The organism is Streptomyces noursei ATCC 11455, from assembly GCF_001704275.1.
Classification (GTDB): domain Bacteria; phylum Actinomycetota; class Actinomycetes; order Streptomycetales; family Streptomycetaceae; genus Streptomyces; species Streptomyces noursei.
In genome coordinates this window covers 5,141,400-5,167,042 of the sequence record NZ_CP011533.1, presented here as the reverse complement: position 1 = coordinate 5,167,042, position 25,643 = coordinate 5,141,400, and the positions used below count along the sequence as shown (strand labels likewise).

General features: G+C 71.1%; 25 protein-coding genes. 8 read left to right on the top strand and 17 right to left on the bottom strand.

Annotated features, from left to right (window positions below):
- Nucleotides 1-89 precede the first annotated feature (89 nt).
- Together SNOUR_RS21870 and SNOUR_RS21865 are read right to left on the bottom strand one after the other, a co-directional pair.
- Entirely contained in the window at nt 90-1,988 is a 1,899-nt protein-coding gene (locus SNOUR_RS21870) for an AMP-dependent synthetase/ligase (protein WP_067349813.1), read from the bottom strand.
- A gap of 457 nt (nt 1,989-2,445) precedes the next feature.
- Entirely contained in the window at nt 2,446-3,075 is a 630-nt protein-coding gene (locus tag SNOUR_RS21865; protein ID WP_079143507.1) for a TetR/AcrR family transcriptional regulator, read from the bottom strand.
- 205 nt (nt 3,076-3,280) lie between these two features.
- Between SNOUR_RS21865 and SNOUR_RS21860 the strand changes: the two genes are divergently transcribed.
- Nucleotides 3,281-4,201: an alpha/beta fold hydrolase gene (locus tag SNOUR_RS21860; RefSeq protein WP_067349806.1), complete on the top strand. Its 921-nt coding sequence runs from the start codon at nt 3,281-3,283 to the stop codon at nt 4,199-4,201.
- 103 nt (nt 4,202-4,304) lie between these two features.
- On the opposite strand, the gene SNOUR_RS21855 is transcribed toward SNOUR_RS21860, so the two are convergent.
- The 5 genes from SNOUR_RS21855 to SNOUR_RS21835 form a co-directional block, all read right to left on the bottom strand.
- Nucleotides 4,305-5,672: a dicarboxylate/amino acid:cation symporter gene (locus SNOUR_RS21855; RefSeq protein ID WP_067349803.1), complete on the bottom strand. Its 1,368-nt coding sequence runs from the start codon at nt 5,670-5,672 to the stop codon at nt 4,305-4,307.
- A 429-nt stretch (nt 5,673-6,101) separates the two neighbouring features.
- A complete protein-coding gene (locus SNOUR_RS21850) occupies nt 6,102-6,389 on the bottom strand; it encodes a DUF4229 domain-containing protein (RefSeq protein ID WP_067358622.1) in 288 nt (95 codons plus the stop codon).
- Nucleotides 6,390-6,485: 96 nt separating this feature from the next.
- On the bottom strand, nt 6,486-7,010 hold the full coding sequence (locus tag SNOUR_RS21845; protein WP_067349800.1) for a GNAT family N-acetyltransferase: 525 nt from the start codon (nt 7,008-7,010) through the stop codon (nt 6,486-6,488).
- 42 nt (nt 7,011-7,052) lie between these two features.
- Entirely contained in the window at nt 7,053-8,216 is a 1,164-nt protein-coding gene (mqnE, locus tag SNOUR_RS21840; RefSeq protein ID WP_067358620.1) for an aminofutalosine synthase MqnE, read from the bottom strand.
- 179 nt (nt 8,217-8,395) lie between these two features.
- Complete coding sequence (locus SNOUR_RS21835) at nt 8,396-8,854, bottom strand: Lrp/AsnC family transcriptional regulator (protein WP_039635179.1); 459 nt, start codon at nt 8,852-8,854, stop codon at nt 8,396-8,398.
- Between the two features lie 125 nt (nt 8,855-8,979).
- Here SNOUR_RS21835 and SNOUR_RS48430 point away from each other — a divergent pair, with 125 nt between their 5' ends.
- The gene (locus SNOUR_RS48430; protein ID WP_312633127.1) at nt 8,980-9,114 is read left to right on the top strand and encodes a hypothetical protein; all 135 of its coding nucleotides are present in this window, start codon (nt 8,980-8,982) and stop codon (nt 9,112-9,114) included.
- Here the strand turns inward: SNOUR_RS48430 and SNOUR_RS21830 are convergent.
- Nucleotides 9,111-9,830 (bottom strand): UbiX family flavin prenyltransferase, encoded by a 720-nt coding sequence (locus SNOUR_RS21830; protein WP_067349798.1) that lies wholly within the window; start codon nt 9,828-9,830, stop codon nt 9,111-9,113. The genes SNOUR_RS48430 and SNOUR_RS21830 overlap by 4 nt on opposite strands.
- A 110-nt stretch (nt 9,831-9,940) precedes the next feature.
- Between SNOUR_RS21830 and SNOUR_RS21825 the strand changes: the two genes are divergently transcribed.
- Both SNOUR_RS21825 and SNOUR_RS21820 read left to right on the top strand, forming a co-directional pair.
- Nucleotides 9,941-10,546 (top strand): rhomboid family intramembrane serine protease, encoded by a 606-nt coding sequence (locus SNOUR_RS21825; protein ID WP_067349795.1) that lies wholly within the window; start codon nt 9,941-9,943, stop codon nt 10,544-10,546.
- A gap of 131 nt (nt 10,547-10,677) precedes the next feature.
- A complete protein-coding gene (locus tag SNOUR_RS21820) occupies nt 10,678-11,259 on the top strand; it encodes a DUF4870 domain-containing protein (protein WP_067349792.1) in 582 nt (193 codons plus the stop codon).
- A 43-nt stretch (nt 11,260-11,302) separates the two neighbouring features.
- Here the strand turns inward: SNOUR_RS21820 and mqnP are convergent, their stop codons facing one another.
- A complete protein-coding gene (gene mqnP / locus SNOUR_RS21815) occupies nt 11,303-12,205 on the bottom strand; it encodes a menaquinone biosynthesis prenyltransferase MqnP (protein ID WP_067349789.1) in 903 nt (300 codons plus the stop codon).
- Nucleotides 12,206-12,278: 73 nt separating this feature from the next.
- Nucleotides 12,279-13,733, bottom strand: coding sequence for a menaquinone biosynthesis decarboxylase (locus SNOUR_RS21810; RefSeq protein ID WP_067349786.1), 1,455 nt, complete (start codon nt 13,731-13,733; stop codon nt 12,279-12,281).
- Nucleotides 13,734-13,819: 86 nt separating this feature from the next.
- On the opposite strand from SNOUR_RS21810, the gene SNOUR_RS21805 reads away from it, so the two are divergent.
- From SNOUR_RS21805 to SNOUR_RS21790, 4 genes are all read left to right on the top strand, one after another.
- Nucleotides 13,820-14,317, top strand: coding sequence for a PLD nuclease N-terminal domain-containing protein (locus SNOUR_RS21805; RefSeq protein WP_067349784.1), 498 nt, complete (start codon nt 13,820-13,822; stop codon nt 14,315-14,317).
- A 68-nt stretch (nt 14,318-14,385) separates the two neighbouring features.
- On the top strand, nt 14,386-14,949 hold the full coding sequence (locus SNOUR_RS21800; protein WP_079142821.1) for a nucleoside deaminase: 564 nt from the start codon (nt 14,386-14,388) through the stop codon (nt 14,947-14,949).
- A 109-nt stretch (nt 14,950-15,058) separates the two neighbouring features.
- Nucleotides 15,059-15,670: a DUF4291 domain-containing protein gene (locus tag SNOUR_RS21795; protein ID WP_067349781.1), complete on the top strand. Its 612-nt coding sequence runs from the start codon at nt 15,059-15,061 to the stop codon at nt 15,668-15,670.
- Between the two features lie 444 nt (nt 15,671-16,114).
- Complete coding sequence (locus SNOUR_RS21790; protein ID WP_067349779.1) at nt 16,115-17,545, top strand: alkaline phosphatase family protein; 1,431 nt, start codon at nt 16,115-16,117, stop codon at nt 17,543-17,545.
- Nucleotides 17,546-17,645: 100 nt separating this feature from the next.
- On the opposite strand, the gene ccsB is transcribed toward SNOUR_RS21790, so the two are convergent.
- From ccsB to hemL, 7 genes are all read right to left on the bottom strand, one after another.
- Nucleotides 17,646-18,731 carry a c-type cytochrome biogenesis protein CcsB gene (gene ccsB, locus SNOUR_RS21785; protein ID WP_067349777.1) on the bottom strand — a complete coding sequence of 362 codons (1,086 nt, stop codon included), beginning with the start codon at nt 18,729-18,731 and terminating at the stop codon, nt 17,646-17,648.
- Nucleotides 18,728-20,563, bottom strand: a complete 1,836-nt coding sequence (resB, locus tag SNOUR_RS21780) for a cytochrome c biogenesis protein ResB (RefSeq protein WP_067349774.1) — start codon at nt 20,561-20,563, stop codon at nt 18,728-18,730. The genes ccsB and resB overlap by 4 nt, the downstream gene beginning before the upstream one ends.
- A gap of 3 nt (nt 20,564-20,566) precedes the next feature.
- Nucleotides 20,567-21,331 carry a cytochrome c biogenesis CcdA family protein gene (locus tag SNOUR_RS21775; protein ID WP_099055717.1) on the bottom strand — a complete coding sequence of 255 codons (765 nt, stop codon included), beginning with the start codon at nt 21,329-21,331 and terminating at the stop codon, nt 20,567-20,569.
- 4 nt (nt 21,332-21,335) lie between these two features.
- On the bottom strand, nt 21,336-21,950 hold the full coding sequence (locus SNOUR_RS21770) for a TlpA family protein disulfide reductase (RefSeq protein ID WP_067349771.1): 615 nt from the start codon (nt 21,948-21,950) through the stop codon (nt 21,336-21,338).
- Between the two features lie 131 nt (nt 21,951-22,081).
- Nucleotides 22,082-23,305 carry a polysaccharide deacetylase family protein gene (locus SNOUR_RS21765; RefSeq protein WP_067349769.1) on the bottom strand — a complete coding sequence of 408 codons (1,224 nt, stop codon included), beginning with the start codon at nt 23,303-23,305 and terminating at the stop codon, nt 22,082-22,084.
- Nucleotides 23,306-23,452: 147 nt separating this feature from the next.
- On the bottom strand, nt 23,453-24,148 hold the full coding sequence (locus SNOUR_RS21760) for a histidine phosphatase family protein (protein WP_067358615.1): 696 nt from the start codon (nt 24,146-24,148) through the stop codon (nt 23,453-23,455).
- A 44-nt stretch (nt 24,149-24,192) separates the two neighbouring features.
- Nucleotides 24,193-25,518: a glutamate-1-semialdehyde 2,1-aminomutase gene (hemL, locus tag SNOUR_RS21755; protein WP_079142819.1), complete on the bottom strand. Its 1,326-nt coding sequence runs from the start codon at nt 25,516-25,518 to the stop codon at nt 24,193-24,195.
- Nucleotides 25,519-25,643: the final 125 nt, after the last annotated feature.

Below are 25,643 nucleotides of genomic sequence, written 5' to 3'. Positions count from 1 at the left end.
GGGCAGGAAGACCCCGTGCCACCTCCCCCACAGAGGTGACACGGGGGTTCCAGTCTGACGCGCGGAGGGCCGCGGCTCCAGAGCCGTAATCACTCCCTTTCGTAAAGGTGCGCTATCTCGCTGGCGAAGTCGCGGGCGACGACGGCGCGGCGGAGCTTGAGGGACGGCGTGAGATGGCCGGTCTGCTCGGTGAACTCCGCGGGGAGGACGGCGAAGCGGCGGATGGACTCGGCGCGGGAGACCAGTTCGTTGGCGTCGTCGACGGCGTGCTGGAGGTCGGCGAGGAGCCGCTCGTCGTGGACGAGTTCGGCGAGCGGTACGTCCTGTTTCCTGGCCATATGGCGCCAGTGGGCGAGGCCGTCGGGCTCCAGGGTGAGCAGGGCGGTGACGTAGGGCCGGTTGTCCCCGATGACCATGCACTGGCCTACGAGGGGGTGCGCGCGGAGGCGGTCCTCCAGGGGCGCGGGGGCGACGTTCTTGCCCCCGCTGGTCACGATGATCTCCTTCTTGCGGCCGGTGATGGTGAGGTAGCCGTCGGCGTCGAGGGCGCCGAGGTCGCCGGTGGCCAGCCAACCGTCCGGGTCGGCGACCGGGGCGGCGGCGTTGGCGGCGGCGTCCCAGTAGCCCGTGAAGACATGGGGGCCGCGGAGCAGGATCTCGCCGTCGTCGGCGATCCGGACCGCGCTGCCGGGGAGCGGCCAGCCGACCGTGCCGATGCGGGGGCGCAGGGGCGGGGTGATGGTGCTCGCGGCGGTGGTCTCCGTCAGGCCGTAGCCCTCGAAGATCTCGATGCCGGCGCCGGAGTAGAAGGCGGCGAGGCGGTGGCCCAGCGGGGAGCCGCCGCAGATCGCGTAGCGGACCCTGCCGCCGAGGGCGGCGCGGATCCGGCGGTAGACGAGCGGGTCGTAGAGCTTGCGGGCGGCCTTGAGGGCGACGCCGGGGCCGGGGCCGGTCCCGTGTTCCCCGGCCTCGACGGCCTCGCCGTAGGAGCGGGCGATGCGGACGGCGCGGTCGAAGGAGGCGGCCCGGCCCATCTTCTCGGCGGTGGCGCGGCCGGTGTTGAAGACCTTCTCCAGGACGTAGGGAATGGCGAGGAGGAAGGTGGGCCGGAAGGCGGCGAGGTCGGCGAGGAGCTCGTCGGTCCGGATGCTGGGGGCGTGGCCGAGGCGGACCCGGGCGCGCAGACAGCCGATGGCGACCATGCGACCGAAGACGTGCGAGAGGGGCAGGAAGAGGAGGGTGGCGGCGGGCTCGTCGCTGACCGAGGTGAAGACGGGGTGGAGGAGGGCGATGGCGTTGTCGACCTCGGCGAAGAAGTTGGCGTGGGTGAGGGCGCAGCCCTTGGGGTTGCCGGTGGTGCCGGAGGTGTAGACGAGGGTGGCCAGCACATGGGGGGTGAGGGTGGCGCGGCGTTCGTCCACGACCTCGTCGGGAAGGTCCCGACCGGCGTCGACGAGGTGGCCGATGGCGCCGGTGCTGAACTGCCAGAGGTGGTCGAGGGCGGGGAGTCGGCCGCGGATCTGGCTGATCAGACGGGCCTCGTCGACGCCCTCGACGGCGCAGGCGCGGGCCGTGGAATCGTGCAGGATCCACTGCGCCTGGTGGGCCGAGGAGGTCGGGTAGAGGGGGACGGTGACCAGGCCGGCGGCCCAGGCGGCGAAGTCGAGGAGGGTCCACTCGTAGGTGGTGCGCGCCATGATCGCGAGCCGGTCGCCGGGGCGGAGGCCGTGCGCGATCAGGCCCTTGGCGACGGCGCGGACCTCGGCGGCGAACCCGGCGGCGGTGACGTCGCGCCAGGTGCCGTCGGGCCGCTTGCGGGAGAGGACGGTCTCGTGCGGGGCCTCGGCGGCGTTGGTGAAGGGGATGTCGCCGAGCGAGCCGGTGCGGACGGGCGGGGCCAGCGGGGGGACGGAGACCTCGCGGACGGTGCCGTCGACCAACGTCGTGCGGGGCGGGGCGGGTTGGGGAGCGGTGGGCTGGTTGAACACGAGCGGCTCCTCGGTGTTGCGCGCTGGTGTTGCGGGGGGCGGGGTGGGTGGCGCTTCCTCTTCCGCCGGGCCCTGTGCGGGCGGGCGTTGGCGCGCCGGGGCGGCCGGGAGGGGTGGCTTGTGGCCGTCTCCCGTCGTCGGCCGCGGCGCCGTGGGGTGTCGGCTCTCGCGCCGCGGGGGCTCCGTCGGACTCGCCCACGGCCGGCGGGTGCCGACCGGCTGCGCGAGCGCGTCCCGTGCGGTCGCGCGGCCGGGCGCGGGCCTCGCCCACCCGGCGCGGGAGGCCCGACGGCGCGGCAGCGGAACGCGGCGGAGGCGGCAAGGTGCCAGCCCCTTTCGGCACTGACCCGACGGTAACCTTACTGCGCGGTAAATTTACGCCCAGGTCCGGGCGCCGGCCAATGCCCGTGCACGGCTTTCCTCGGCGGCCGGGCGTGACGCACCCTCGTCGGTCCGGTCAGGCCGGGGTCCAGCGCTCGCCGTGCATGAGGCGGCCCAGGCCGGCCCAGGCGAAGTTCATCAGGGTTCCGGCGGCGTCCTTGGCCGTCGGCCGTTCGCGTTCGCCGCTGGGCCCCAGGGCCGAAGTGCCGTCGGTGGCGCAGGCGTTGGCCCACTCGGCGAGCGATTCGGCGGCGCCGACGAGGGCGTGCGCCAGGCCCGCGACCTCGCGGTCGGCCAGCTCGCCGGCGCACCCCGCCTCCTTCGCGGCGGCGCCGATCAGACCGGCGACGAACCGCACGATCTCCGCCCGCATCGCGGCCACCTCGATCGCGAACGGCTCCCCCTGCGTCCGCGCCTGCTGGTGCAACACCGCCCAGCCTTCGGGGTGTTCGGCGGTGTGCGCGAAGAAGCCCGCCAGACCGCACCAGAGTTGGCGGTCGGCGGCGGCGCCCTTCTCCACGGCCGCGGTCACGGCCGCCACCAGGGCCGCGGCCTCACGCCGGATGACCGCACTGAAGAGCTCCTCCTTGGAGTTGAGGTAGAGGTAGACCAGGGGCTTGGAGACGCCCGCGAGTTCGGCGATCTCGTCCATGGAGGCCGCCCGGTATCCGCGCCGCGCGAACGTCCGCACCGCCGCGTCCATCATCTGCCGCTCCCGGACCGCGCGCGGCACCCGCTTGCTCTTGGCAGCACCCACCCTGAAAACCCTCCATCACCCCGCCCCTTTGCGGCATTTACCGCAAAGTAAGTTTACGATCTTCGCCCTCCCCGTCCGGTTGCTTGACATGATGTGAGACATGGCGAGACGATACGGCCCGTTCCGTTAGCTGTATACGAAATGGGGGCCGCGCATGCCGCAGCGGGGAACAGGGATCGAGGAGCGCTTCGTCGACGCCGCGCCGGGCATCCGGCTGTGGACGGAGCAGCGCGGGCCCGCCGACGCGCCGCCGCTGTTGCTGGTCATGGGCGGGCAGGCCGCCGGCGTCGGCTGGCCGGAGCCGCTGGTGGACGCGTTGGCCGCACGGCACCGGGTGATCCGCTACGACCATCGCGACACCGGCCGCTCCACCTGGTCGTTCGAGGACCGGCCGTACCGGATCGCGGACCTCGCCGACGATGTGAGCGCCGTGCTCGACGGGCTCGGCGTCGCCCGCGCGCACCTGGTGGGGATGTCGCTGGGCGGCATGCTGGTGCAGATGGTCCTCGCCGACCACCCGGAGCGGCTGCTCAGCGCCACCCTGATAGGGACCTGTGCGCTCAGCACCGCCCCGTACACCCGGCCCGACGGCGGCACCGTCCCCGTGGCGGAGCTGCCTGGCATCGCGCCGGAGGTGCTGGAGATGTGGGCCCGCCCGGTGGCGGACCGCGGTGAGCAGGCCGAGATCGAGCGCCGGGTCGAGCACTGGCGGCTGCTCGCCGGTGACCGGCTGCCGTTCGACGCGGCGTACTACCGCGCGCTGGAACGGCAGGTCGTCGCGCACACCGGGCACTACCACGTGGGCACCGCCCACGGGCGCGCCGACGACGGCGGGATGCTGCGCACCGAGGAGCTGGCGCGGAACGAGGTGCCCACGCTGGTGGTCTCCGGGCCGGCGGAGCCGATCTTCCCGCCGCCGCATCCGCAGCATCTCGCGCAGGCGATCAAGGGTGCGGAGGTGGTGGCGATCCCGGGGATGGGGCACGCGCTGCCGCCGGAGGTCCACCGACCGCTGGCGGAGGCGATCCTGGCGCACACCGGCGCGGCGCACGGGGCGGCGGCGGGCGCCCGCTGAGCCGCCGCGCCGGCCCTGCCCCGGACGCTAGCGCGCCCCCGCAGCCTCGTACGGGCTGCGGGGGCGCTGCGGCGCACCAGGGGCGGGGCCCCGGTGGGCGGTGTCAGGCGGCTGCCGGGGCCGGCTCCCGGTCGGCGGCCGGCTCGACGTCGGCCGCCTTCTGCGTCTCGCCGATGCGGATGCTGGTGGCGCCGGCGTAGGCGTCGCGGTCCAGGATCTTCTCGCGGGCGGAGACCAGGATCGGGATGACCGACTGGCCGGCGACGTTGGTGGCGGTCCGCATCATGTCCAGGATCGGGTCGATGGCCATCAGCAGGCCGACGCCCTCCAGGGGCAGGCCCAGCGTCGAGAGGGTCAGGGTCAGCATGACCGTGGCGCCGGTGAGGCCGGCGGTGGCGGCGGAGCCGATGACCGAGACGAAGGCGATCAGGACGTAGTCGGCGATGCTGAGGTGGACGTCGAAGATCTGGGCGATGAAGATCGCGGCGATCGCCGGGTAGATCGAGGCGCAGCCGTCCATCTTGGTCGTCGAGCCGAACGGCACCGCGAAGGAGGCGTACTCCTTGGGCACGCCGAGGCGCTCGGTGACCTTCTGGGTGACCGGCATGGTGCCGACCGAGGAGCGGGAGACGAAGGCCAGCTGGATGGCGGGCCAGGCGCCGCGGAAGAACTGCAGCGGGTTGACCTTGGCGACCGTGGAGAGCAGCAGCGGGTAGACCCCGAACAGGACCAGCGCGCAACCGACGTAGATGTCGACGGTGAAGGTCGCGTACTTGCCGATGAGGTTCCAGCCGTAGGTGGCGATGGCGTGGCCGATGAGGCCGACGGTGCCGATCGGGGCGAGCCGGATGACCCACCACAGGGCCTTCTGGAGCAGTTCCAGGGCGGCGCGGCTGAGCTTGAGGACCGGTTCGGCCTTCTCGCCGAGCTGCAGCGCGGCGATGCCGGCCACGGCCGCGATGAAGACGATCTGCAGGACGTTGAGCTGGGTGAACGGCGTGATGACGTCGGTGGGGACGATGCCGGTGAGGAAGTCGATCCAGGAGCCGGTGTGCTGGGGGAGCTTGCCGTCCTTGGGGGTCAGGCCGGTGCCCGCGCCGGGGTGCGTCAGCAGGCCGATGGCCAGGCCGATCGCCACCGCGATCAGCGAGGTGACCATGAACCACAGCAGCGTGCGGGTGGCCAGCCGGGCGGCGTTGTTGACCTGCCGCAGGTTGGTGATCGAGACCAGGATCGCGAAGAAGACCAGGGGGGCGACGGCCAGCTTCAGCAGCTGGACGAAGAGGTCGCCGATGTGCTCCAGCGTGGAGCCGAGCCAGCCGATGTCACCGCTCTTGGCGACCCAGCCGAGCAGCACGCCGAGGGCGAGGCCGGCCAGGATCTGCACCCAGAACGGGATCTTGGGTATTCGGGAGGTCTTCGGGGTCTGGGGCGCCGCGGCGGGCGCGGGGGTCTGGGCAGACGTGGACAACGGACACACTCCGGGAACGGGAAGACGTGGGACGCGGGGCGTCGGGACGGCGTGAAGTGGCGCCAGGAGGTCCGTACGTACAGGCAGGATCTCCGGCCGCTGGGGACGTGTCAGCGGCGGCAACAGGCCGCGGACATACAGCGGCAAAGATCGACGTGCAGGCGCACCACGAGCGGGACGCTCATGGGGGTCGAGGGCGCAGCTGCGGTCTTCATGACATGCACGTTAACACTTGAACTTTGAGGAACCCAAAGAAAATCTTTGGGTCGGTGTGACGGCCGGCGAGCCGTCGTGAAAACGGCCGGAATACGCAAAAGGGCGCCCGGTCCGGGGAGTTGGGACTCCACCGGCCGGGCGCCGGACGAAAAGGGGGCCGGACGGCGCGCCGACGTGACGCGTCTTACAGTCCGGAGGGGCGAGGGGCGGACCCTACAGCCCGTCCTCCATGCTCTGGTTGGCCGCGAGACGCTCCCTCTGGCGGTCCACCTTGGCCACGATCTGCTCGGACATCGCGTCCCGCTGCTTGCGCAGCAGCACGAAGCTGAGCGGCGCGGAGATCACGATGGCGAGGAGGAGCATCCAGATGGCGTTGGAGCTGCCGACGCCGAGGGGGATGATCCGGAAGTACGCCAGCACCCACACCACGGCGAAGCAGGCGGCGAACAGGCCGATGCGAAGGGCGGTGTAGCGGAGCGTGGCGAACTTGGGGCTACTCACGGTCGGGACCTTCTTCTCAACGGCAACCGAAAGGGTCTCCGTCCAGTCAAGCACAGGAACCTGGGCGATCTTCCGGGCCCCCGGCACGAGGGTGCTTCAGACCAGGTCCAGCCACATCGTGACGTCGTCGCGGAAGTCGTCGTCGGCGAGCTTGATCGCGCGGGGGGCGCGGCCGATCTCGCGGTAGCCGCAGGTTTCGTAGAAGCGGCGCAGGCCGGTGCCGCCGCGGCAGGTGAGGCGGAGGCCGATGATGCCGTCGATGCCGCGGGCGGCGCCGGAGACCGCGGCCATCAGGGCGCGGCCGACGCCGCGGCCCTGGAGCGAGGGGTGGACCATCACCGTGTAGACCCACAGCCAGTGGGTGGACATGCGGTGCTGGTTGAGGGTGAGGAACGCGTTGGCCACGATCCGGCCGTCGGCGTCCCGGCCGACGAGCAGCCGCTCGCGGCCCTCGGCGAGCGCCGCGAGGTGGCGGAGGAGGTCGGCGCGGATGTCCGCGGAGGTCACCGGCGGGACGAAGCCGACCGCACCGCCCGCGTTGGAGACGTCCGCCCACAACGCGCAGATCCCGTCCCGGACTTCCGGGGTGACGGCAGGGTCCAGCTCGAAGCGCACGCTCATGGAGCGGACCCTACCGGGGCCCCGGAAGGGGCGAGGTCGTCGTCAGATCCGCATCGGCTGCGGGGCCTCGCGGCGCTCCGGGTCCGGGCCGGGGTACTCGCGGATGGTCTCGTAGCGGGTGTTGCGCTCGACGGGGCGGAAGCCGGCGTCGCGGATCAGCTCCAGCAGGTCGTCGCGGGTGAGCTTGTTCGGCGTGCCGTAGTTGTCGGCGTCGTGCGTGATCTTGTACTCGACGACCGAGCCGTCCATGTCGTCCGCGCCGTGCTGGAGGGCGAGCTGGGCGGTCTGCACGCCGTGCATCACCCAGAAGACCTTGACGTGCGGGATGTTGTCGAAGAGGAGCCGGGAGACGGCGAAGGTCTTCAGGGCCTCGGCGCCGCTGGCCATCGTGGTCCGCGCCTGGAGCTTGTTGCGGACCTTGCCGTCCTGCATGTCCACGAAGTCGTGCTGGTACCGCAGCGGGATGAAGACCTGGAAGCCGCCGGTCTCGTCCTGGAGCTCGCGGAGCCGCAGGACGTGGTCGACGCGGTGGCGGGGCTCCTCGATGTGCCCGTAGAGCATGGTGCAGGGGGTCTTCAGGCCCTTTTCGTGGGCGAGGCGGTGGATCCGCGACCAGTCTTCCCAGTGGGTCCGGTGGTCGACGATGTGCTGCCGGACCTCCCAGTCGAAGATCTCGGCGCCGCCGCCGGTCAGCGACTCCAGGCCGGCGTCGATCAGCTCGTCGAGGATCTCGGAGGCGGACAGGCCGGAGATGGTCTCGAAGTGGTGGATCTCGGTGGCGGTGAACGCCTTGAGCGAGACGCTCGGCAGCGCCTTCTTCAACTCCCGCAGCGAGCGCGGGTAGTAGCGCCACGGCAGGGTCGGGTGCAGGCCGTTGACGATGTGCAGCTCGGTGAGGTTGTCGTTCTCCATCGCCTTGGCGAGGCGGACGGCCTCCTCGATGCGCATCGTGTACGCGTCCTTCTCGCCCGGCTTGCGCTGGAACGAGCAGTACGCGCAGGACGCGGTGCACACGTTCGTCATGTTGAGGTGGCGGTTGACGTTGAAGTGGACCGCGTCGCCGTTCTTGCGGGTCCGCACCTCGTGGGCCAGGCCACCCAGCCATGCCAGGTCGTCGGACTCGTAGAGGGCGATTCCGTCCTCGCGGGTCAGCCGTTCGCCGGCGTGGACCTTGGCCTCCAGCTCGCGCTTGAGGCCGGCATCCATCGACGCAGCCATCGGGTCGCCTCCCACCATCTCTGTCTGTCACCGGCCGTTTCACGTGAAACGCTGGCCGTTTCGTGCGAAAAACGGGCTTCGCCGAGCCTACTCCCCCGGTTTCACGGCGGACGGCGGCCCCTTGGGAGTGGGCCCGGGCCGCCGTCCGCCGTCGGTGTCCACCGGGCTCAGTCGACCTCGTCCGGAAGCTCGCCGACGCGGTTCTCCCACTTGGTGGAGAGCACGATCGTGGTCCGCGTACGGGAGACGCCCTTGGTGCCGGACAGCCGCCGGATGGTGCGCTCCAGTCCGTCCACGTCACCGACCCGCACCTTGAGCATGTACGAGTCGTCGCCGGCGATGAACCAGCAGTCCTCGATCTCTTCGAGGTCCTTCAGACGGCGGGCGACGTCCTCGTGGTCGGCCGCGTCCGACAGGGAGATGCCGACCAGGGCGGTGACGCCGAGTCCGAGCGAGGCGGCGTTGACCGTCGCGCGGTAACCGGTGATCACTCCGGCCGCTTCGAGGCGGTTGATCCGGTCCGTGACGCTGGGGCCGGAGAGGCCGACGAGCCGGCCGAGCTCCGCGTAGGAGGCCCTGCCGTTCTCACGAAGTGCCTGAATGAGCTGCCTATCCACCGCGTCCATGCCCTCAAGCCTTCCAATCTTTCCGCGTTTCTGCGTTCTGCATGTAGAATCTAAGGCATACAGGGCCCTAGTCCTGTGATTCATTTAGAACGATCAAGGACGATCTTTCAACAGGAGTTGTCACCGTGTACTCGATCGAGATGGCCTACGCCCGCATGCGTGAGCTGCAGGACCAGGCCAATCGTTCACGTGCCGCCCAGCAGGCCGCCACCCCGCGGGCACGGCGCCGCCTGGGCCGCGCCACCGCCAAGAAGCACTAACGAGCCTTCGGGGCCTCCCCCTTGGAGCCGCCCCCCAGCTCCCCTTCCCACCGCCGGTACAGCCCGTGCGGCACCTGAGCCGCATCGAGCACCCGGCCCGCGACGAAGTCCACCAGATCCTGGATGTGCGTCGCACCCGCGTAGAACGCCGGAGAGGCGGGCAGCACCACGGCGCCCGCCTCGTCCAGCGCCACCAGATGCTTCAGCGTCGGCCCGTTCAGCGGGGTCTCCCGCACCGCGACGACCAGCGGCCGCCGCTCCTTGAGCGTCACGCTCGCCACCCGCTGGAGCAGGTCCTTCGACAGCCCCAGCGCCACCCCGGCCACACACGCCGTGCTCGCCGGGACGATCAACATCCCCTGCACCGGATACGAACCCGACGACGGGCCCGCCGCCAGATCCCCGGCCGGCCAGTACCGGACCGCGTCCAGCGCCCGCTCGGTCACCGGGAAGGTGCCCGGCTTGCCGTCCGCGCCGCGCGCCAGCCACTCCCGCAGGTCCTCGCGCCAGTGCGCGTCCCGGAAGGCGATACCGGTCTCGTCCAGCAGGGTCAGCCGCGAGGCCCGACTGACGATGAGATCCACCGCCTCCCCGGCCGCGAGCAACCCGCGCACCACGGATGCGGCGTACGGCGTCCCGGACGCGCCGGAGATCCCCACGACCCACGGTCGGCGGCCGGGGTCCTGCTTGCTGGTGTCGTTGTGCGGCGGCTCCACGGATCGAGCCTATCCGGCGGAACCACCGGGGCCGTCACGACCGTTACTACCTGTGCGCCGGTACGACGCCGGGGACGCGACCGGACACGTCGAGGACGAGGGGGCGGGAGATGACGCCGCGTACCGCACGGGCCAGGCCCGCGCTCGTGCTGATGCTGGGCTGGGTGGCGCTGCTGTGGGTCCTGGAGGGCCTCGACACCGTCACCGGCAACGCCCTCGACGCCTTCGGCATCCAGCCCCGCGATCCGGCCGAGCTGGTCGATGTGATCCCCGCCGCCTTCATCCACTTCGGCTTCGGCCATCTGGCGGCCAACACCCTTCCGCTGCTGGTGCTCGGCTTCGTCGCCGCGTTGCGCAGCGGCATCCGCCGGTTCCTCGGCGCGGCGCTGCTGATCATCCTCGTCAGCGGACTGGGCGTCTGGCTGACGGCCGCCCCGCACAGCAACACCGCGGGCGCCTCCGGAGTGGTCTTCGGGCTCTTCGGCTATCTGCTGGTCCGCGGCTTCATCGAGCGCAAGCTGCTGGACATCGGGATCGGCGTGACCGTCGGGCTGATCTACGGCTCGATCCTGTGGGGCGCGCTGCCCACCACCAGCGGGATCAGCTGGCAGGGCCATCTGTTCGGGCTGGTCGGCGGGGTGCTGGCGGCGTTCGTGCTGCGCGAGCGGGGGCGGGCGGTGCGGTCGGCCGGCGCCGTTGTCGGACCCGTCCCGTAATCTCGGGAGACAGGTCGCGCAAGCGCGCTCCGGGCCGGGGCCGGGGGGGGTCGGGAGGCCCGGCGTCCGCCGTCCGCGGCCGGCGCCGCGGCGCGGCCAGACAGCGACACGACGACGCGGGGGAGTGCACGATGTCCGACCACCACCAGCCGGGATACGGCCCGCCCGCGGGCTGGCAGCAGCCCACTCCCCCGCCCGGCGGCTACGGCTATCCGGGCGCGCCCGGATACGGCTACCCCACCGGCCCCGGCTACGGCGTCCAGCCGCCGCCCTCGCCCTCGACGAGCCCGGCGATGTGGGCCCACCTCGGCGCCCTGCTGACCATCACCGCCGGCTCGATGCTCTGCGGGCTGGGCGGCTTCCTGGGCTGGATAGGCCCGCTCTCCCTGCGGGGCAACGCCCGCCACAAGCACGACCCGTACGTCCGCCACCACGCCACCCAGGCGCTGAACTTCGGCCTCACCCAGGCCATCGTCGCGGCGCTCGGCCTGGTGCTCTACCTCGGCAGCGCGGTCATCTTCGCGGCGGCCGACGACAGCGGGCGGAGCGATCCCCCGCCGGGGCTGGCCGTGCCGCTGCTGACGATCATGGTGATGATGGTGGCCTACGCCGTATCCGGGATGGTCTGCGCCATCATCGGCACGGTCAAGGCGACCAAGGGCGAACTGTGGCACTACCCGCGGCTGATCGCCTGGCCGATGAGCAAGGTCTGACCGGCCGGGCGACGCACCGCCGCGATGTCAGCGCACCAGGGCGTCAGGGCGTCAGGCCGCGGACGAACAGGTCCAGCAGCGCGCAGACGAACAGCGCGATCCCGATGAAGCTGTTGACCTGGAAGAACGCCCGGTTGAGCCGCGAGGTGTCGTGCGGGCGCACGATCGCGTGCTCGTAGCAGAAGGCCACCGCCACGATCACCAGCCCGACCCAGAAGAAGAGGCCGGCGCCGATGGCGACGCCGTACCACGCCAGCAGCGCGGTGGTGACGACGTGGCACCAGCGGGCGCCCCAGAGCGCACCCGGCACACCGAAGCGGGCCGGCACGGACAGCACGCCGTTCGTCCGGTCCGCCTCGACGTCCTGGCAGGCGTAGATCAGGTCGAAGCCGCCGATCCAGATGCCGACCGCCAGGCCGAGGATCACCGACTCCCAGGACCAGGCGCCGGTGACCGCGATCCAGGCGCCGACCGGGGCCATCGCCTGGGCCAGGCCCAGGATCGCGTGCGGGAAGTTGGTGAAGCGCTTGCCGTAGGGGTAGACCACCATCGGGACGACGGCGACCGGCGCCAGCGCCAGACACAGCGGGTTGAGCAGCGCAGCCGCGCCCAGGAAGACCACCACCGCGACCAGCGCGCCAGTCCAGGCGGACCGGACCGACACCGCGCCGGTGACCAGCTCGCGCCCGGCCGTGCGCGGGTTACGGGCGTCGATCTCCCGGTCGATGATGCGGTTGACGGCCATCGCGAAGGTGCGCAGGCCGACCATGGCGACGGTGACGAGCAGCAGCCGGATCCAGTGGACGTTCCGGTCCAGCTGGTGCATCGCGGTGAAGGCCGCGATGTAGGCGAAGGGCAGCGCGAAGACCGAGTGCTCGATGACGACGAGTCGCAGGAAGGCCCGAGTCCTGCCCGGCTGCGGTACCGCGGCGGCGGATGCACTCATGCGGAAACCTCACTGCGCTCGGCCCGGCACGCGCGCGGCGCGCACCTGTTGATCGTCGGCTCGCCAGGCTCGCTCACAGCCCGTACTCCTTCCAGCGGCGGTCGACCAGCGCCGCGGTCCTCGGGTCCGACTCGACCATGTCCGGCCAGCCCCCGTCGCGGGTGTAGCCCTCCTCGGGCCACTTCTTCGTGGCGTCGATGCCCGCCTTGCCGCCCCAGAACTGCTGGTAGGAGGCGTGGTCGAGGTGGTCGACGGGGCCCTCGACGACGGTCAGGTCGCGGGCGTAGTCGGTGTTGCCCAGCGCCCGCCAGGAGACCTCGTGGAGGTCGTGCACGTCGCAGTCCGCGTCGACCACCACGATCAGCTTGGTCAGCGACATCATGTGGGCGCCCCAGATGGCGTGCATGACCTTCTGGGCGTGCTTGGGGTACTTCTTGTCGATCGAGACGATCGCGCAGTTGTGGAAGCCGCCCGACTCGGGGAGGTGGTAGTCCACGATGTCCGGGACGATGATCTTCAGCAGCGGGAGGAAGAACCGCTCGGTGGCCCGGCCCAACGGCCCGTCCTCGGTGGGCGGGCGGCCCACGACGATCGACTGGAGCAGCGGGCGGCGCCGCATCGTCACGCAGTCGATCTTCAGCGCGGGGAACGGCTCCTGCGGCGTGTAGAAGCCGGTGTGGTCGCCGAACGGGCCCTCCGGCAGCATCTCGCCGGGCTCCAGCCAGCCCTCGATGACGACCTCGGCGTGGGCCGGGACCTGGAGCGGGACGGTCTTGCAGTCCACCATCTCGATCCGCTTGCCCTGGAGGAAGCCGGCGAAGAGGTACTCGTCGATGTCGCCGGGGAGCGGCGCGGTCGAGGCGTAGGTCACCGCCGGCGGGCAGCCGAAGGCGATCGCGACCGGCAGCCGCTCGCCGCGCCTGGCGGCGACCTGGTAGTGGTTGCGGCTGTCCTTGTGGATCTGCCAGTGCATCCCGATGGTGCGCTTGTCGTGACGCTGGAGGCGGTAGAGGCCGAGGTTGCGGACGCCGGTCTCGGGGTGCTTGGTGTGGGTCAGGCCGAGGTTGAAGAAGGAGCCGCCGTCCTTCGGCCAGGTGAACAGCGCCGGCAGCTGCTCCAGGTCGACGTCGTCGCCGGTGAGCACGACCTCCTGGACGGGAGCGTCGCCCTTGAGCTTCTTCGGCGGGACGTGCGTCATGTTGGCGAGCTTGCCGAACGCCTCGCGCACGCCCACGAAGCCGTGCGGGAGCTCGGGCTTGAGGAGCCCGCCGATCTTCTCGCTGATCTCCTCGTACGCCTTGAGGCCGAGGGCCTTCAGGAGTCGGCGGTCGGTGCCGTAGACGTTCATGGCCAGCGGCATCGACGAGCCCTTGACGTTCTCGAAGAGCAGCGCCGGCCCGCCGGCCTTCTGCACCCGGTCCACGATCTCGCCGACTTCCAGGTACGGATCGACCTCGGCCTTGATGCGCGTCAGGTCGCCCTCGCGCTCCAGGGCCCGCAGCAGGGAGCGAAGATCGTCGTAAGCCATGCGTTCCAGTATCCGGTACGCACTACCCTGTACGGGTCACGGGGCCCCGTCGCGGGCCCGTCCACAGCGCAGGGGGACCGTCCGCAATGCTCAGGTATCTGCCGTTCCTGTTGGTGCTGGCACTGTGGATCTACGCGTTCATCGACTGCATCAACACCCCCGAGTCGCAGGTCCGCGGCCTGCCCAAGGTGGTGTGGGTACTGATCATCCTGCTGTTCGGCGAGGTGCTGATCGGGCCGATCGCCTGGCTGGTGGCCGGCAAGGAACGGCATCGGGTCGCGGGCGGCGGGGGCAGCACGCCCTCGGAGTGGCACCACCGTCACAGCACCGCGAAGTGGGTCGCGCCGGACGACAATCCGGAGTTCCTGCGGTCCCTGCGCGAGGAGAACAAGAAGGACGAGGCGCTGCTGAAGGACTGGGAGGCCGACCTGCGGCGCCGCGAGGAGGAGCTGCGGCGCAAGGAGGCCGGGCCCGCCGACGGCGCGACCGGTACGGACGGCACGACCGGCACGACCGGCTCCGACGGGACGCACGGCAAGAGCGGCCGGAAGGGCCCCGAGGACACCCCGCCCGCCACTTCCTGAGCACCCCTCACAACCGTCCGGCCCAGCCCGCGTTGCCATGGCCCGGCCCGGCGGGGAAAGTGACCGGCATGGACCAGGCACCGGATCAGGACCGGACACGGCAGTGGGGGCAGGACCGCGACTCCGTCCGCCGCTACGGCGGCGTCGACGGTCATGGCGACCCGTCCGGCCACCCCGACCACGTCCAGGAGCAGGCCCGGACCATGCTCGCCACCGCCGTCGCCGAGGCGCGGGCCGGGCTGGCCGAGGGCGGCATCCCCGTCGGGGCGGCGCTCTACGGCCCGGACGGGACGCTGCTGGGGCGCGGCCACAACCGCCGCGTCCAGGAGGGCGACCCGTCGCTGCACGCCGAGGTCGCGGCGTTCCGGGCGGCCGGGCGGCAGCGCGACTACCGCGGCACCACGATGGTCACCACGCTCTCGCCGTGCTGGCTGTGCAGCGGGCTGGTCCGCCAGTTCGGCATCTCCCGGGTCGTCATCGGCGAGGCCCGGACGTTCCACGGCGGCCACGACTGGCTGGCCCGGCACGGCGTGCGGATCGTGCTGCTGGACGATCCCGGGTGCGCGGCGATGATGCGCGACTTCATCGGGGAGCACCCGGAGCTGTGGCAGGAGGACATCGGCGTGGTCTGAGGCCGGCCCGCCCGTCCACCCGCCGGTCCGTCCGTCCGCCCACCGGGGACCGCCGGGTGGCGCGTAATCCGGTGGCCCACGCCGCCCCGCCTCGGCAGGATGGGCCGCCATGAGCACCGGCACCACCACCCCCCACGAGCCGCCCTGCCGCATCCGGGCGCTGCACACCGCGGACACCGTCACCGTCTACCAGGCGTACGCGCCGTCCCTGGGCCTGCCCGCCGCGCGGGACGGCCGGTTCCCCGCCGCCTGGAAGCGCGACCGGATGACGTGGATCAAGCCGTCGTTCCTGTGGATGATGTACCGCTGCGGCTGGGCCACCAAGACCGACCAGGAGACCGTCCTGGCCATCGAGATCACCCGCGAGGGCTTCGACCGGGCGCTGCGCCGCGCCTGCCTGTCGCACTACGTCCCCGGGCTCCACGCGGACCGCGACGCCTGGCAGCGCGCGCTGCGCCACTCGCCGGCCCGGGTCCAGTGGGACCCCGAGCGCGATCTGCGCCTGAAGCCGCTCGGCCACCGCTCCCTCCAGCTCGGGCTGTCCGGTGAGATGGCGCGGGCCTACGCGGACGAGTGGACCGTCGCCATCCGCGACGTGACACCGCTGGCCCGGAAGGTCCACGCGCTGGTCCGCGCCGGCGACGACCGGTCCGCCCGGGCGCTGCTGCCCGACGAGCGCCCGTATCCCGCGCCGGAGGAGGCGCTGGCCCATCTGCGGTGAGCCGCCGGCGGCGCCGCACGGCCGCTTCCGGCCACTCTCCCCGCGTCCGGACGTCCGTTGAGGTGCCCGAGACGCTCCGCTACGGTTCCGCCGGGCCGGCGGAAGGGGCCGCCCCGGGCCGGGCGCGCCCGCCAGGTCCACGGCCGGGCGGAGTCCGCCAGGGGAGTGGCCTCCCCCTGCCGCCCGTACCCGGCACCCGGGGGAACTCCGTGCGTAAGCCGCGTGTCCCCGTCAATCGCCACAAAGGCGTAGTCGGGGTGGTGCACGAGCGGTCGCGCGCTGCTTCATGTGGCGTATGAGGCGTAGGGCCGGTCGGCCAACTCTGGTCCGTTCACAGCCATTTGACTCAGCGTTCAGCAACCTCCCCCTGCCTCGGAAACTGCCCCGCCGCCACAGTCGGGACGGCCCACCGAGGGCTTACGCGACTCAGGGAGAGTGGCATTCATGCCGGACATGACCCGACGCAGACTCCTCGGCTCGGCGGCCGGGGCGATCGGTGGTACCGCCGCGCTGTCGTTGCTGCCGCCCAGCGTCCAGAAGGCCGTCGCCGCCGGTCCCCCGCGTCACGGCTCACTGCGCGACATCGAACACGTGGTCCTGCTGATGCAGGAGAACCGTTCTTTCGATCACTACTTCGGAACGCTGCGCGGCGTCCGCGGCTTCAACGACCCGGGCGCGCTCACCCTCTCCACCGGCCGGTCCGTCTTCTACCAGCCGGACCCCGAGAACCCCGACGGCTACCTGCTCCCGTTCCGCCTCGACACCCACACCTCCAGCGCCCAGGCCATCCCGTCCACCAGTCACGCCTGGTCGGTCCAGCACGAGGCGTGGAACGGCGGCAGGATGGACCGCTGGCTGCCCGCGCACCGCAAGGCGGACGGCGTGAACGGGCCGTACGTGATGGGCTACCACACCCGCGAGGACATCCCCTTCCAGTTCGCCCTCGCCGAGGCGTTCACCCTCTGCGACAACTACTTCTGCTCGGTCTTCGGGCCGACCTGGCCCAACCGGCTGTACTGGATGACCGGCACCCTCGACCCGGGCGGCACCCACGGCGGCCCGGTCCTGAACAACACCGCGCCCAAGCCGTACGGCTGGACGACGTACGCGGAGCGGCTGGAGGCGGCCGGCGTCAGCTGGAAGGTGTACCAGGAGGAGGACGACTACGGCTGCAACCTGCTGGAGCAGTTCCAGACCTTCCGGGACGCCAAGCCGGGCAGCCCGCTGTACGAGAAGGGGGTGCGGCCCGGACCGGCCGGCGCCTTCGAGGAGGACGCCCGCAACGACCGGCTGCCGGCGGTCTCCTGGATCATCCCCACCAGCTACCAGTCGGAGCACCCGGACTACCTGCCGGCCGCCGGCGCCGACTTCGTGGCCAAGAAGATCGAGGCGATCGCCGCGAACCCCAAGGTGTGGGCCAAGACCGCCTTCATCCTGAACTACGACGAGAACGACGGCCTCTTCGACCATGTGCCGCCGCCGGTGCCGCCGGCGGGGACCAAGGACGAGTTCGTCCGCGGCCTGCCGATCGGGGGCGGGTTCCGGGTCCCCTGCCTGATCGTTTCTCCTTGGACGGTAGGCGGCTGGGCCGCCGGCGACGCCTTCGACCACACCTCGGTGCTGCAGTTCCTGGAGCGGTTCACGGGTGTGACGGAGCCCAACATCAGCGACTGGCGGCGGGCCACCTTCGGCGATCTGACCTCGGCGTTCGGCTTCCGTTCGGCGGCGCACCACCCGCCGCGGCTGCCGCGGGACACCGCCGAGAAGCTGGCCGAGGCGCAGTGGGAGGTGGCGCACCTGCCCAAGCCGACGCTGCCGGGCAAGGACCAGAAGCCGCCGCGGCAGGAGCGCGGCCGGCGCAGGCGGCGCCCGTAGGGGCGGTGCGGCTCCCGTACAACACGACGGTGCCGTACGGACCGGCCCTCGGTGAGGGGCCGGGTCCGTACGGCACCGGTGTGTCGCGGTTCGGGCGGGCTCAGACGCCGGCGTAGGAGTGCAGGCCGGTGACGAAGATGTTCACGCCGTAGTAGTTGAAGAGGTAGCAGGCGAAGGCGATCAGGCCCAGCCAGGCCGCCTTGCGGCCCTTCCAGCCGACGGTGGCGCGGGCGTGCAGGTAGCAGGCGTAGGCGACCCAGGTGATGAAGGACCAGACCTCCTTGGGGTCCCAGCCCCAGTAGCGGCCCCAGGCGGCCTCGGCCCAGATGGCGCCCGCGATGATGGTGAACGTCCACAGCGGGAAGACGGTGGCGTTGACGCGGTAGGCGAACTTGTCGAGCGAGGCGGCCGAGGGCAGCCGCTCCAGCACCGAGGTGGCGAAGTTGCCGGGCTGCGGGCCGTCCGGGTCGGCGAGCTTGGCCTCGTAGCGGTCGCGGAAGAGGAAGAGCAGGGTGGCGACCGCACCGAGGTAGAGCACCGCGCCGGAGAGGATCGCGCAGGAGACGTGGATCCACAGCCAGTACGAGTGCAGCGCGGGCACCAGCTGGTCGCTGGCGGTGTACAGCACGCTGACGGCCAGGCCCAGGGTGAGCAGGACGGTGGTGACCAGCGGCAGGCCGATCCAGCGGACGTCCTTCTTCAGGAGCAGCAGGACCAGGTAGGCGCCCACCGCGACCCCGGCGAAGGTCGTGGAGAACTCGTACATGTTGCCCCAGGGGGCGCGCTGCACGGACAGGGCGCGGGTGACGATGCCGCCGACGTGCAGCGCCCAGGCCAGGACGGACAGCGAGATCGCGATCCGGCCGTAGAGGTCGCCCTTCTCGGTGCCGCCGTGGGCGCCGGGGCCGTCGGGGACGTCACGGCTGCCGGTCACGGACCGGGTGACGACCTTGGGGCGCTCCAGGACGGCGGTGCCCCCCTGCCGGGCGGTCCCGGCAGGGGCCGCGGCGGAGGCAGCGACCTCCGTGGTCAGCGCGGCGGCGGTCCGGCCGACCTTGCTGCGGCTGCCGAACACCCACTCGGCCATGTGGGCGACGAAGGCCAGGGTGTAGATGGCCATCGCCGAATAGACCAGCACATTGCTGTAGTGAGCCAGTGTCTCGTTGGCTGCGGCAGCGAGATTCACGTGCGCGCTCCTTCGGAGGGATCAGCAGGATCGGCAGAGTCGGTCGGCTCCGTCGGGTCTTCGGCGGACGCGGCGGGTTCGTCCCCGGTGTCCGGTGCGGCGGCGGCCAGCGGGGCGCTGGGCGTCAGCGCGTCGGCGAGGGCGGCGAGCTCCTCCGCCACCCGGGCCGACTCGCTGCGGCCGAGGCCGGCCATCTCGACGACGGTGACGCCGTTCCCGCCGTCGCCCTCGACGCGCTCCGCGCGGACCCAGACCCGGCGCCGCTGGATGAACAGCGACGCGGCGAGGCCGAGCAGGGCGGCGACCGCGCCGGTCAGCGCGAGGCCGTTGCCGGGCTGGTGGGTGATCTTGAAGCTGGCCCAGGTCTTGATGCCCTCGAAGGTGATGGAGCCGTCCCCGTTGGGGAGCTTCATCGTGGACTCGGCCTCGATCTCCTGGGGCGTCAGCTTGGCGCCGGAGTGACCGAGCATCTGCGCCGCCCGGTCCTTGGGCAGCAGCATCTTCTTGAAGAAGTCGCCGCTGGCGTCCTTGTACTGCTTCAGGCGCTTGGTGTCGAGCTGGTAGACGTTCTGCGGCAGGCCGGAGTCCATGCCGAGGTCGCCGTGCCAGGCGTTCACCGACAGGACGGGGAAGTCCGGGGCGGGGAACTGGGAGAACATCGATCCGGAGTTCTTGCCGCCGAAGGTCGGGACGAACAGCGCCTGGAAGCCGAGCTGGTTGCGCTCGCCGTCCTTGGACTGCGCGCCGGGGACCTTCACCACGCCGGAGGAGGTGAAGTTCTTGGGGTCCTGCGGGAGGAACGGCACCGCGCCGTGGTACACGACCTTGCCGCGGCCGTCCTTGACGGTGACGACCGGTGCGTAGCCGTGGGAGAGCAGGTAGACCTTGTTGCCGGCGATGTCGAGCGGGGTGTTCACCTCGATCGACTTCTTGTGCTCGGTGCCGTCCGCGCCGGTGAAGTAGGTGATGTTGGCGCGGAAGGTGCGGGGGGTGCCCTTCTGCGGGCCGGTCCGTTCGTAGGTCGCGTCGAACGAGTCCATGGTGAAGCCGAACGGCTCCATGGTGTCGGTGTCGAAGAACGGGCCGGAGGAGAAGTCGTCGTACTGGGTCAGGCTGTTGGAGAAGCCGTCGCCCTCGGTGACCAGCTTGCCGCCCTCGGACTTCCACAGGCTGCCGACGGCGAACGCCACCAGCATCACGATCAGCGCGACGTGGAAGAGGAGGTTGCCGGCCTCGCGCAGATAGCCCTTCTCGGAGGCGACCGCGGTGCCCTCCCGGCGGATCCGGAAGCGCCGCTTCTTGAGCATCCGCTCGGCGGCGTCCAGGACCTGCTCGGGCGCCGCCCCGGTGCGCCAGGTGGTGTACGCGGGCAGCCGGGTGAGCCGGCGGGGGGCGGCCGGCGGGCGGCCGCGGAGCTGCCCGACGAACTGCCAGGCGCGCGGCACGATGCAGCCGATCAGCGAGATGAACAGCAGCAGGTAGATCGCGGAGAACCAGACCGAGCTGTAGACGTGGAACATCCCCAGCTTGTCGTAGATCTCGGCGAGGGTGGTGTGCTTCTCCTTGAACGCGTCGACCTTGACCGGGTCGATGCTGGTCTGCGGGATCAGCGAGCCGGGGATCGCGCCGATGGACAGCAGGAAGAGCAGCAGCAGCGCCACCCGCATGGAGGTCAGCTGGCGCCAGAACCAGCGCGCCCAGCCGATCGGCCCGAGCGAGGGGAGGGAGACGTCCTCCTTGGGCGCGGTGGAGAGCTGGGATCCGGCGATGCCGAGATCACCGCCCTGGTCGGCGGCGTCCGGCTCGTCCGTGGTGTCGGTCTTGGTGGACATCAATCAGATCCCAACGGTGATGCTTTGCGTCCAGCTCTGTAGCTGGGACATCAGAATGTCCCAGACGCCTGTGAGGAGGAGGACGCCGAGGGCGATCATCATGCCGCCGCCGGCCCTCATCACCCAGACGTAGTGCCGCTTGACCCAGCCGAAGGCGCCCAGCACCCGCCGGAAGGCGAGCGCCACCGCGATGAACGGCAGCCCCAGGCCCAGGCAGTACGCCACGGTGAGCAGCGCGCCGCGGCCGGCGCTGGCGTCGTAGAAGGAAAGGGTGTTGACGGCGGTGAGGGTGGGGCCGAGGCAGGGCGTCCAGCCGACGCCGAAGAGCACACCGAGCACCGGCGCGCCGGCCAGCCCCATCGCGGGCTTCTTGTGGAACCGCAGTTCGCGCTGGCCGAACCGCTTCAGGACGCCGGCGAAGGCCAGCCCGAGCAGGATCATCAGCACGCCCAGGACACGCGCGATGACGTCCTTGTAGTCCTGGAGGGTCTTGCCGAAGAAGCCGAAGAGGGCGCCGCCGGAGACGAAGACGGCGGTGAAGCCGAGGACGAAGAGGAAGGCGCCGGCCAGCATCCGGCCGCGCCGGGCGTCGGCGAGGTCGGTGCCGGTGACGCCGGTCACGTACGACATGTAGCCGGGGACGAGCGGCAGCACGCAGGGCGAGAAGAACGAGACCAGGCCGGCCACGAGGGCGACCGGGACGGCCGCGATCAGGGCCCCGGTGAGGACGGTCTGGTTCTCCGCGGCGTTGGCGGCGAGCGTGATCACGCGATCACTTCTCGGCGATCAGCGGGTCGACCATCTTGCGCAGGTCGTCCTCGGCGAGCGGGCCGATCGACCGTGCGGCGATCCGGCCCTGCCGGTCGATGGCGATCGTGGAGGGGATCGACTGCGGGTTGAGGCTGCCCTTGGGGAAGCGCAGCATCAGCTTGCCGGTGGGGTCGTACAGGCTCGGATAGGGCACCTTGTGCTCTTCCTCGAACTGGACGGCCTGCGACTTCTCGGCGTCGCGGGTGTTGATCCCGACGAACTGGACGCCCTTGTCCTTGACCTCGTTCGCGACCTTGGCGAAGTTGGGGGCCTCGGCGATGCAGGGGCCGCACCACGATCCCCAGACGTTGACGATGACGACCTTGCCCTTGTAGTCGGCCACGTCCAGCTTCTTGCCGGTGGTGGTCTCCCCGGACAGGGCAGGGGCCGGCTGCCGGTCGGCGGGCTTGACGGTGTCGACGCCGTTCTTGCCCTGGACGAACCGGGTCTGCGCCGAGCCGCCGGAGGCACCGTCGCCGCAGGCGCTCAGCGTCAGCGAGGCGGCCGCCGCTCCCGCGGCGAACAGGGCGAGACGGCGGCGACTGGTGAGGCGGCGGGGGGCGCGGCTGTCACTCATGTGAAAAGTTTCGCATGGGCCATTTGCGGATCTTCCGCGCCCCCCTCGCCCCGTCGCGCCACAGGCAAAGGGGCATGTCAGACCCTACGGAACGACAGCTTCCGGCGCGTTGTGCGGACTTGCGGGCCGGGTCAGACCTCGGTGAGGTAGCTCTTCCAGCCGCCGGCCGGCCGCTGGCCGACGCCCATCCCCTGGAGCTTGTGGACGACCCGGGGGTCCTGGGCGTCGATCCAGTCGGTGAACTGGCGGAAGGAGACCAGCCGGACGTCCCTGTTCCGCTCGTTGGCGATGTGCTTGAGCGCCTCTTCGACGGCGTCCATGTAGATGCCGCCGTTCCACTGCTCGAAGTGGTTGCCGATGAAGAACGGCGCGCGGTTGGTCTCGTAGGCCCGGCGGAATCCGGAGATGTAGGCGTCGGCGGCCTGCCGGCGCCAGCCCGGGTAGTTGGCCGGCGGCGCCTTGGTGGAGTTCTTGGACTGGTTGGCCAGGATGTTGTAGTCCATCGAGAGCACCTCGAAGGAGTGCCCGGGGAAAGGTATCTGCTGGAGCGGGAAGTCCCATATGCCCTGCTTCTTCCGAGGCCAGACCTGGCGACCGCCGGGCGAGCTGGCGTCGTAGCGCCACCCCAGCTTCCGGGCGGTGGGCAGCAGGTTCTCCTGGCCGAGCAGGCAGGGCGTCCGGGCGCCGACCAGTTCCTTGCGGTAGTCGAAGGGCAGCGGTTCGGCGTCGTCGAATCCGGTGTTCGTGCGCCACTTCGTGACGAAGGCCATGGCCTGGTCTATCTCGGACTGCCACTGCGCGGGCGTCCAGTGCTTGACGGACGTCCGGTCGTCGCCACAGAAGTGGCCGTTGAAGTGGGTCCCTATCTCGTGTCCGTCGAACCACGCCTGGCGGACGTTGTCGAGCGTCTCCCGTATGTGGTCGTTGTTGAGGTAGCCGATGGCGGAGGCGCCGGGCTTGTTGTTCGGCGGGAGGTAGAGGTGCTTCTTGTCCTCGGGCAGCAGGTAGAGCCCGGAGAGGAAGAAGGTCATGGCCGCGCCGTGGTCCTTGGCGAGCTTGCGGAACCGGGGGAAGAGGCCGTTGCCGACCTCTCCCGCCCCGTCCCACGAGAAGATCACGAACTGCGGCGGGGTCTGCCCCGGCTCCAGCCGCTCGGGCGCGCCGGGCTGGTGCGGCTGCTTGCCGTAGTCAGCGGTCGAGCCGTCGCCGATGAGCTTGGGGCGGGCCGGCACCGCGTTCTTGACCCGCTGCCCCTCCGCGCCACCCTGCCCCGAGGCGGAGCACCCGGCGACACCCAGTGCGGCGGCTGCCCCCACGCCCATCCCCAGCAGACTCCGCCGACTGACCGCGCCCATAGCGTCGTTCCCCATCCGTGCTCAACGAACCCGATATCCATATAAACGGACACCGTGGTAGAGGGCATGCCGGACGGTGAGGTTCCGCGTTATTCGCTCATACTTTCCGTTTCCGGAAAATTTGACATTTCGCCATGTAACGGCTTTTCAGGCCCCGAAAGCCTTGGACTTCCCCTTCGCGGGCTTGGCGCCGGCCAGCAGGTGGGAGGGAACCAGGTCGCGCGCCGGCTCGCTGTACCCCACCGAGATGATCTTGTCACCGTGGAAGGTGAACGACGTCAGCGAGGCCAGCGTGCACTGCCGCTTGCGCGGGTCGTGCCACAGCCGGCGCCGCTCGGCGAAGCTGCGCACGATCCAGATCGGCAGCTGGTGACTGACCGCCACCGCCTCGTGCCCGCGGGCCGCGTCCCGGGCCGCGCCGAGCGCCGCCATCATCCGGACCACCTGCTCGATGTACGGCTCGCCCCACGAGGGCCGGAACGGATTGGTCAGGTACTTCCAGTTGCCCGGCTTCTTCAGCGCGCCGTCGCCCACCCCGAAGGTCTTGCCCTCGAAGACGTTGGCCGCCTCGATCAGCCGCTCGTCGGTGGCGATCGCCAGGCCGTGCGCCTCGGCGATCGGCGACGCGGTCTCCTGCGCGCGCTCCAGCGGCGAGGCCACCACATGTGTGATGTCCCGCTCCGCGAGGTGCTCGGCGACCCGGTCGGCCATCTTCCGACCCAGGTCGGAGAGGTGGTACCCGGGCCGGCGGCCGTAGAGCACGCCCTCGGGGTTGTGCACCTCGCCGTGCCGCATCAGGTGCACGACGGTGATCTCGTCGCCGTTCTTCTCGCCGCTGCTCATGTCGCCCGTCTTCCGCTCCGTACCGCTCGTGGCCTCGGTGCCGTTCATGCGGTCGCCTCGGCCGCGGCCCGGGCGGCGGCCGGCAGTGCGGCGGCGATCCGCTCGACGGCCGCGGTGTCGTGCGCGGTGGAGACGAACCAGGACTCGAAAGCGGACGGCGGGAGGTAGACGCCCTGCGCCAGCATCGAGTGGAAGAAGGCGGTGAAGCGGAACGACTCCTGCGCCTTCGCCGTCTCGTAGTCCGTCACCTCGGCGTCCGTGAAGAACACCGAGAACATGTTCCCGGCGACCTGGAGCCGGTGCGCCACGCCCTCCTTGGCGAGCGCCTCGGTGACCAGCCCGCGGACCTCGGCGGAGACCGCGTCGACCTTCTCGTAGGCGGCGTCGTCCAGCAGCCGCAGCTGCGCGACGCCGGCTGCGGTGGCGATCGGGTTCCCCGACAGGGTGCCCGCCTGGTACACCGGCCCGGCCGGGGCGAGGTGCGCCATGACGTCCGCCCGGCCGCCGAAGGCCGCAGCCGGGAAGCCGCCGCCCATCACCTTGCCGAAGGTCATCAGGTCCGGGCGGACCCCGTCGATGCCGTACCAACCGGCCTTGCTGACCCGGAAGCCGGTCATGACCTCGTCGGAGATGTACAGCGCGCCGTTCTCGGCGCAGAGGTCGGCGAGCCCCTGGTTGAAGCCCGGCAGCGGCGGGACGACGCCCATGTTGCCCGGCGACGCCTCGGTGATCACACAGGCGATCTCGCCCTCGTGCGCGGCGAACGCGGCACGGACGGCGGCCAGGTCGTTGTAGGGCAGCACGATGGTGTCGCCGGCCTGCGCACCGGTCACCCCGGGGGTGTCCGGCAGCCCGAACGTGGCCACGCCCGAACCGGCCGCGGCCAGCAGCGCGTCCACGTGCCCGTGGTAGCAGCCGGCGAACTTGATCACCTTGGCCCGGCCGGTGAAGCCGCGCGCCAGCCGGATCGCCGACATCGTCGCCTCGGTGCCGGACGACACCAGGCGCACCTGCTCGACCGGGGCGATCCGCGCCACGATCTCCTCGGCCAGCTCGACCTCGCCGGCACCGGGCGTCCCGAAGGACGTCCCGCGGGCGACCGCCTCCTGGACCGCGGCGATCACCTCGGGGTGCGCGTGGCCGAGGATCATCGGCCCCCACGAGCACACCAGGTCGACATATTCCCGGCCATCGGCATCAGTGAGGTATGGACCGGTACCGGACACCATGAACCGGGGCGTACCGCCCACGGCTCGGAACGCCCGCACCGGAGAATTCACGCCGCCCGGCGTCACCACGGACGCGCGGTCGAACAGCGACTGCGAAACAGGGGCTTCATACGGAAAAGACACTGTGATCCTGACCTGCATATACGGGGGAGGAGGGCGGCGGCGCACGGACACGGCCCGGCTGACTGCGGTACGGGAATCGCCCCGCGGACCACCCGGCCCGTCACGCGATTCCGCTTCATTCCCTCTTGGTTTCTTTTTTCGTT

Excerpts from the sequence above, each read along its gene's own strand:
- SNOUR_RS21835 (WP_039635179.1), bottom strand. The coding sequence starts at position 8,854 with ATGGACGCGGTGGATAGGCAGCTCATTCAGGCACTTCGTGAGAACGGC.
- SNOUR_RS21820 (WP_067349792.1), top strand. The coding sequence starts at position 10,678 with ATGTCCGACCACCACCAGCCGGGATACGGCCCGCCCGCGGGCTGGCAG.
- SNOUR_RS21800 (WP_079142821.1), top strand. The coding sequence starts at position 14,386 with ATGGACCAGGCACCGGATCAGGACCGGACACGGCAGTGGGGGCAGGAC.
- SNOUR_RS21760 (WP_067358615.1), bottom strand. The coding sequence starts at position 24,148 with ATGAGCAGCGGCGAGAAGAACGGCGACGAGATCACCGTCGTGCACCTG.
- SNOUR_RS21790 (WP_067349779.1), top strand. The coding sequence starts at position 16,115 with ATGCCGGACATGACCCGACGCAGACTCCTCGGCTCGGCGGCCGGGGCG.
- SNOUR_RS21810 (WP_067349786.1), bottom strand. The coding sequence starts at position 13,733 with ATGGCTTACGACGATCTTCGCTCCCTGCTGCGGGCCCTGGAGCGCGAG.
- SNOUR_RS21795 (WP_067349781.1), top strand. The coding sequence starts at position 15,059 with ATGAGCACCGGCACCACCACCCCCCACGAGCCGCCCTGCCGCATCCGG.
- SNOUR_RS21765 (WP_067349769.1), bottom strand. The coding sequence starts at position 23,305 with ATGGGCGCGGTCAGTCGGCGGAGTCTGCTGGGGATGGGCGTGGGGGCA.
- SNOUR_RS21805 (WP_067349784.1), top strand. The coding sequence starts at position 13,820 with ATGCTCAGGTATCTGCCGTTCCTGTTGGTGCTGGCACTGTGGATCTAC.
- SNOUR_RS21825 (WP_067349795.1), top strand. The coding sequence starts at position 9,941 with ATGACGCCGCGTACCGCACGGGCCAGGCCCGCGCTCGTGCTGATGCTG.
- SNOUR_RS21845 (WP_067349800.1), bottom strand. The coding sequence starts at position 7,010 with ATGAGCGTGCGCTTCGAGCTGGACCCTGCCGTCACCCCGGAAGTCCGG.
- SNOUR_RS21770 (WP_067349771.1), bottom strand. The coding sequence starts at position 21,950 with ATGAGTGACAGCCGCGCCCCCCGCCGCCTCACCAGTCGCCGCCGTCTC.
- mqnE (WP_067358620.1), bottom strand. The coding sequence starts at position 8,216 with ATGGATGCCGGCCTCAAGCGCGAGCTGGAGGCCAAGGTCCACGCCGGC.
- hemL (WP_079142819.1), bottom strand. The coding sequence starts at position 25,518 with ATGCAGGTCAGGATCACAGTGTCTTTTCCGTATGAAGCCCCTGTTTCG.
- mqnP (WP_067349789.1), bottom strand. The coding sequence starts at position 12,205 with ATGAGTGCATCCGCCGCCGCGGTACCGCAGCCGGGCAGGACTCGGGCC.
- SNOUR_RS21860 (WP_067349806.1), top strand. The coding sequence starts at position 3,281 with ATGCCGCAGCGGGGAACAGGGATCGAGGAGCGCTTCGTCGACGCCGCG.
- resB (WP_067349774.1), bottom strand. The coding sequence starts at position 20,563 with ATGTCCACCAAGACCGACACCACGGACGAGCCGGACGCCGCCGACCAG.
- SNOUR_RS21865 (WP_079143507.1), bottom strand. The coding sequence starts at position 3,075 with ATGATGGACGCGGCGGTGCGGACGTTCGCGCGGCGCGGATACCGGGCG.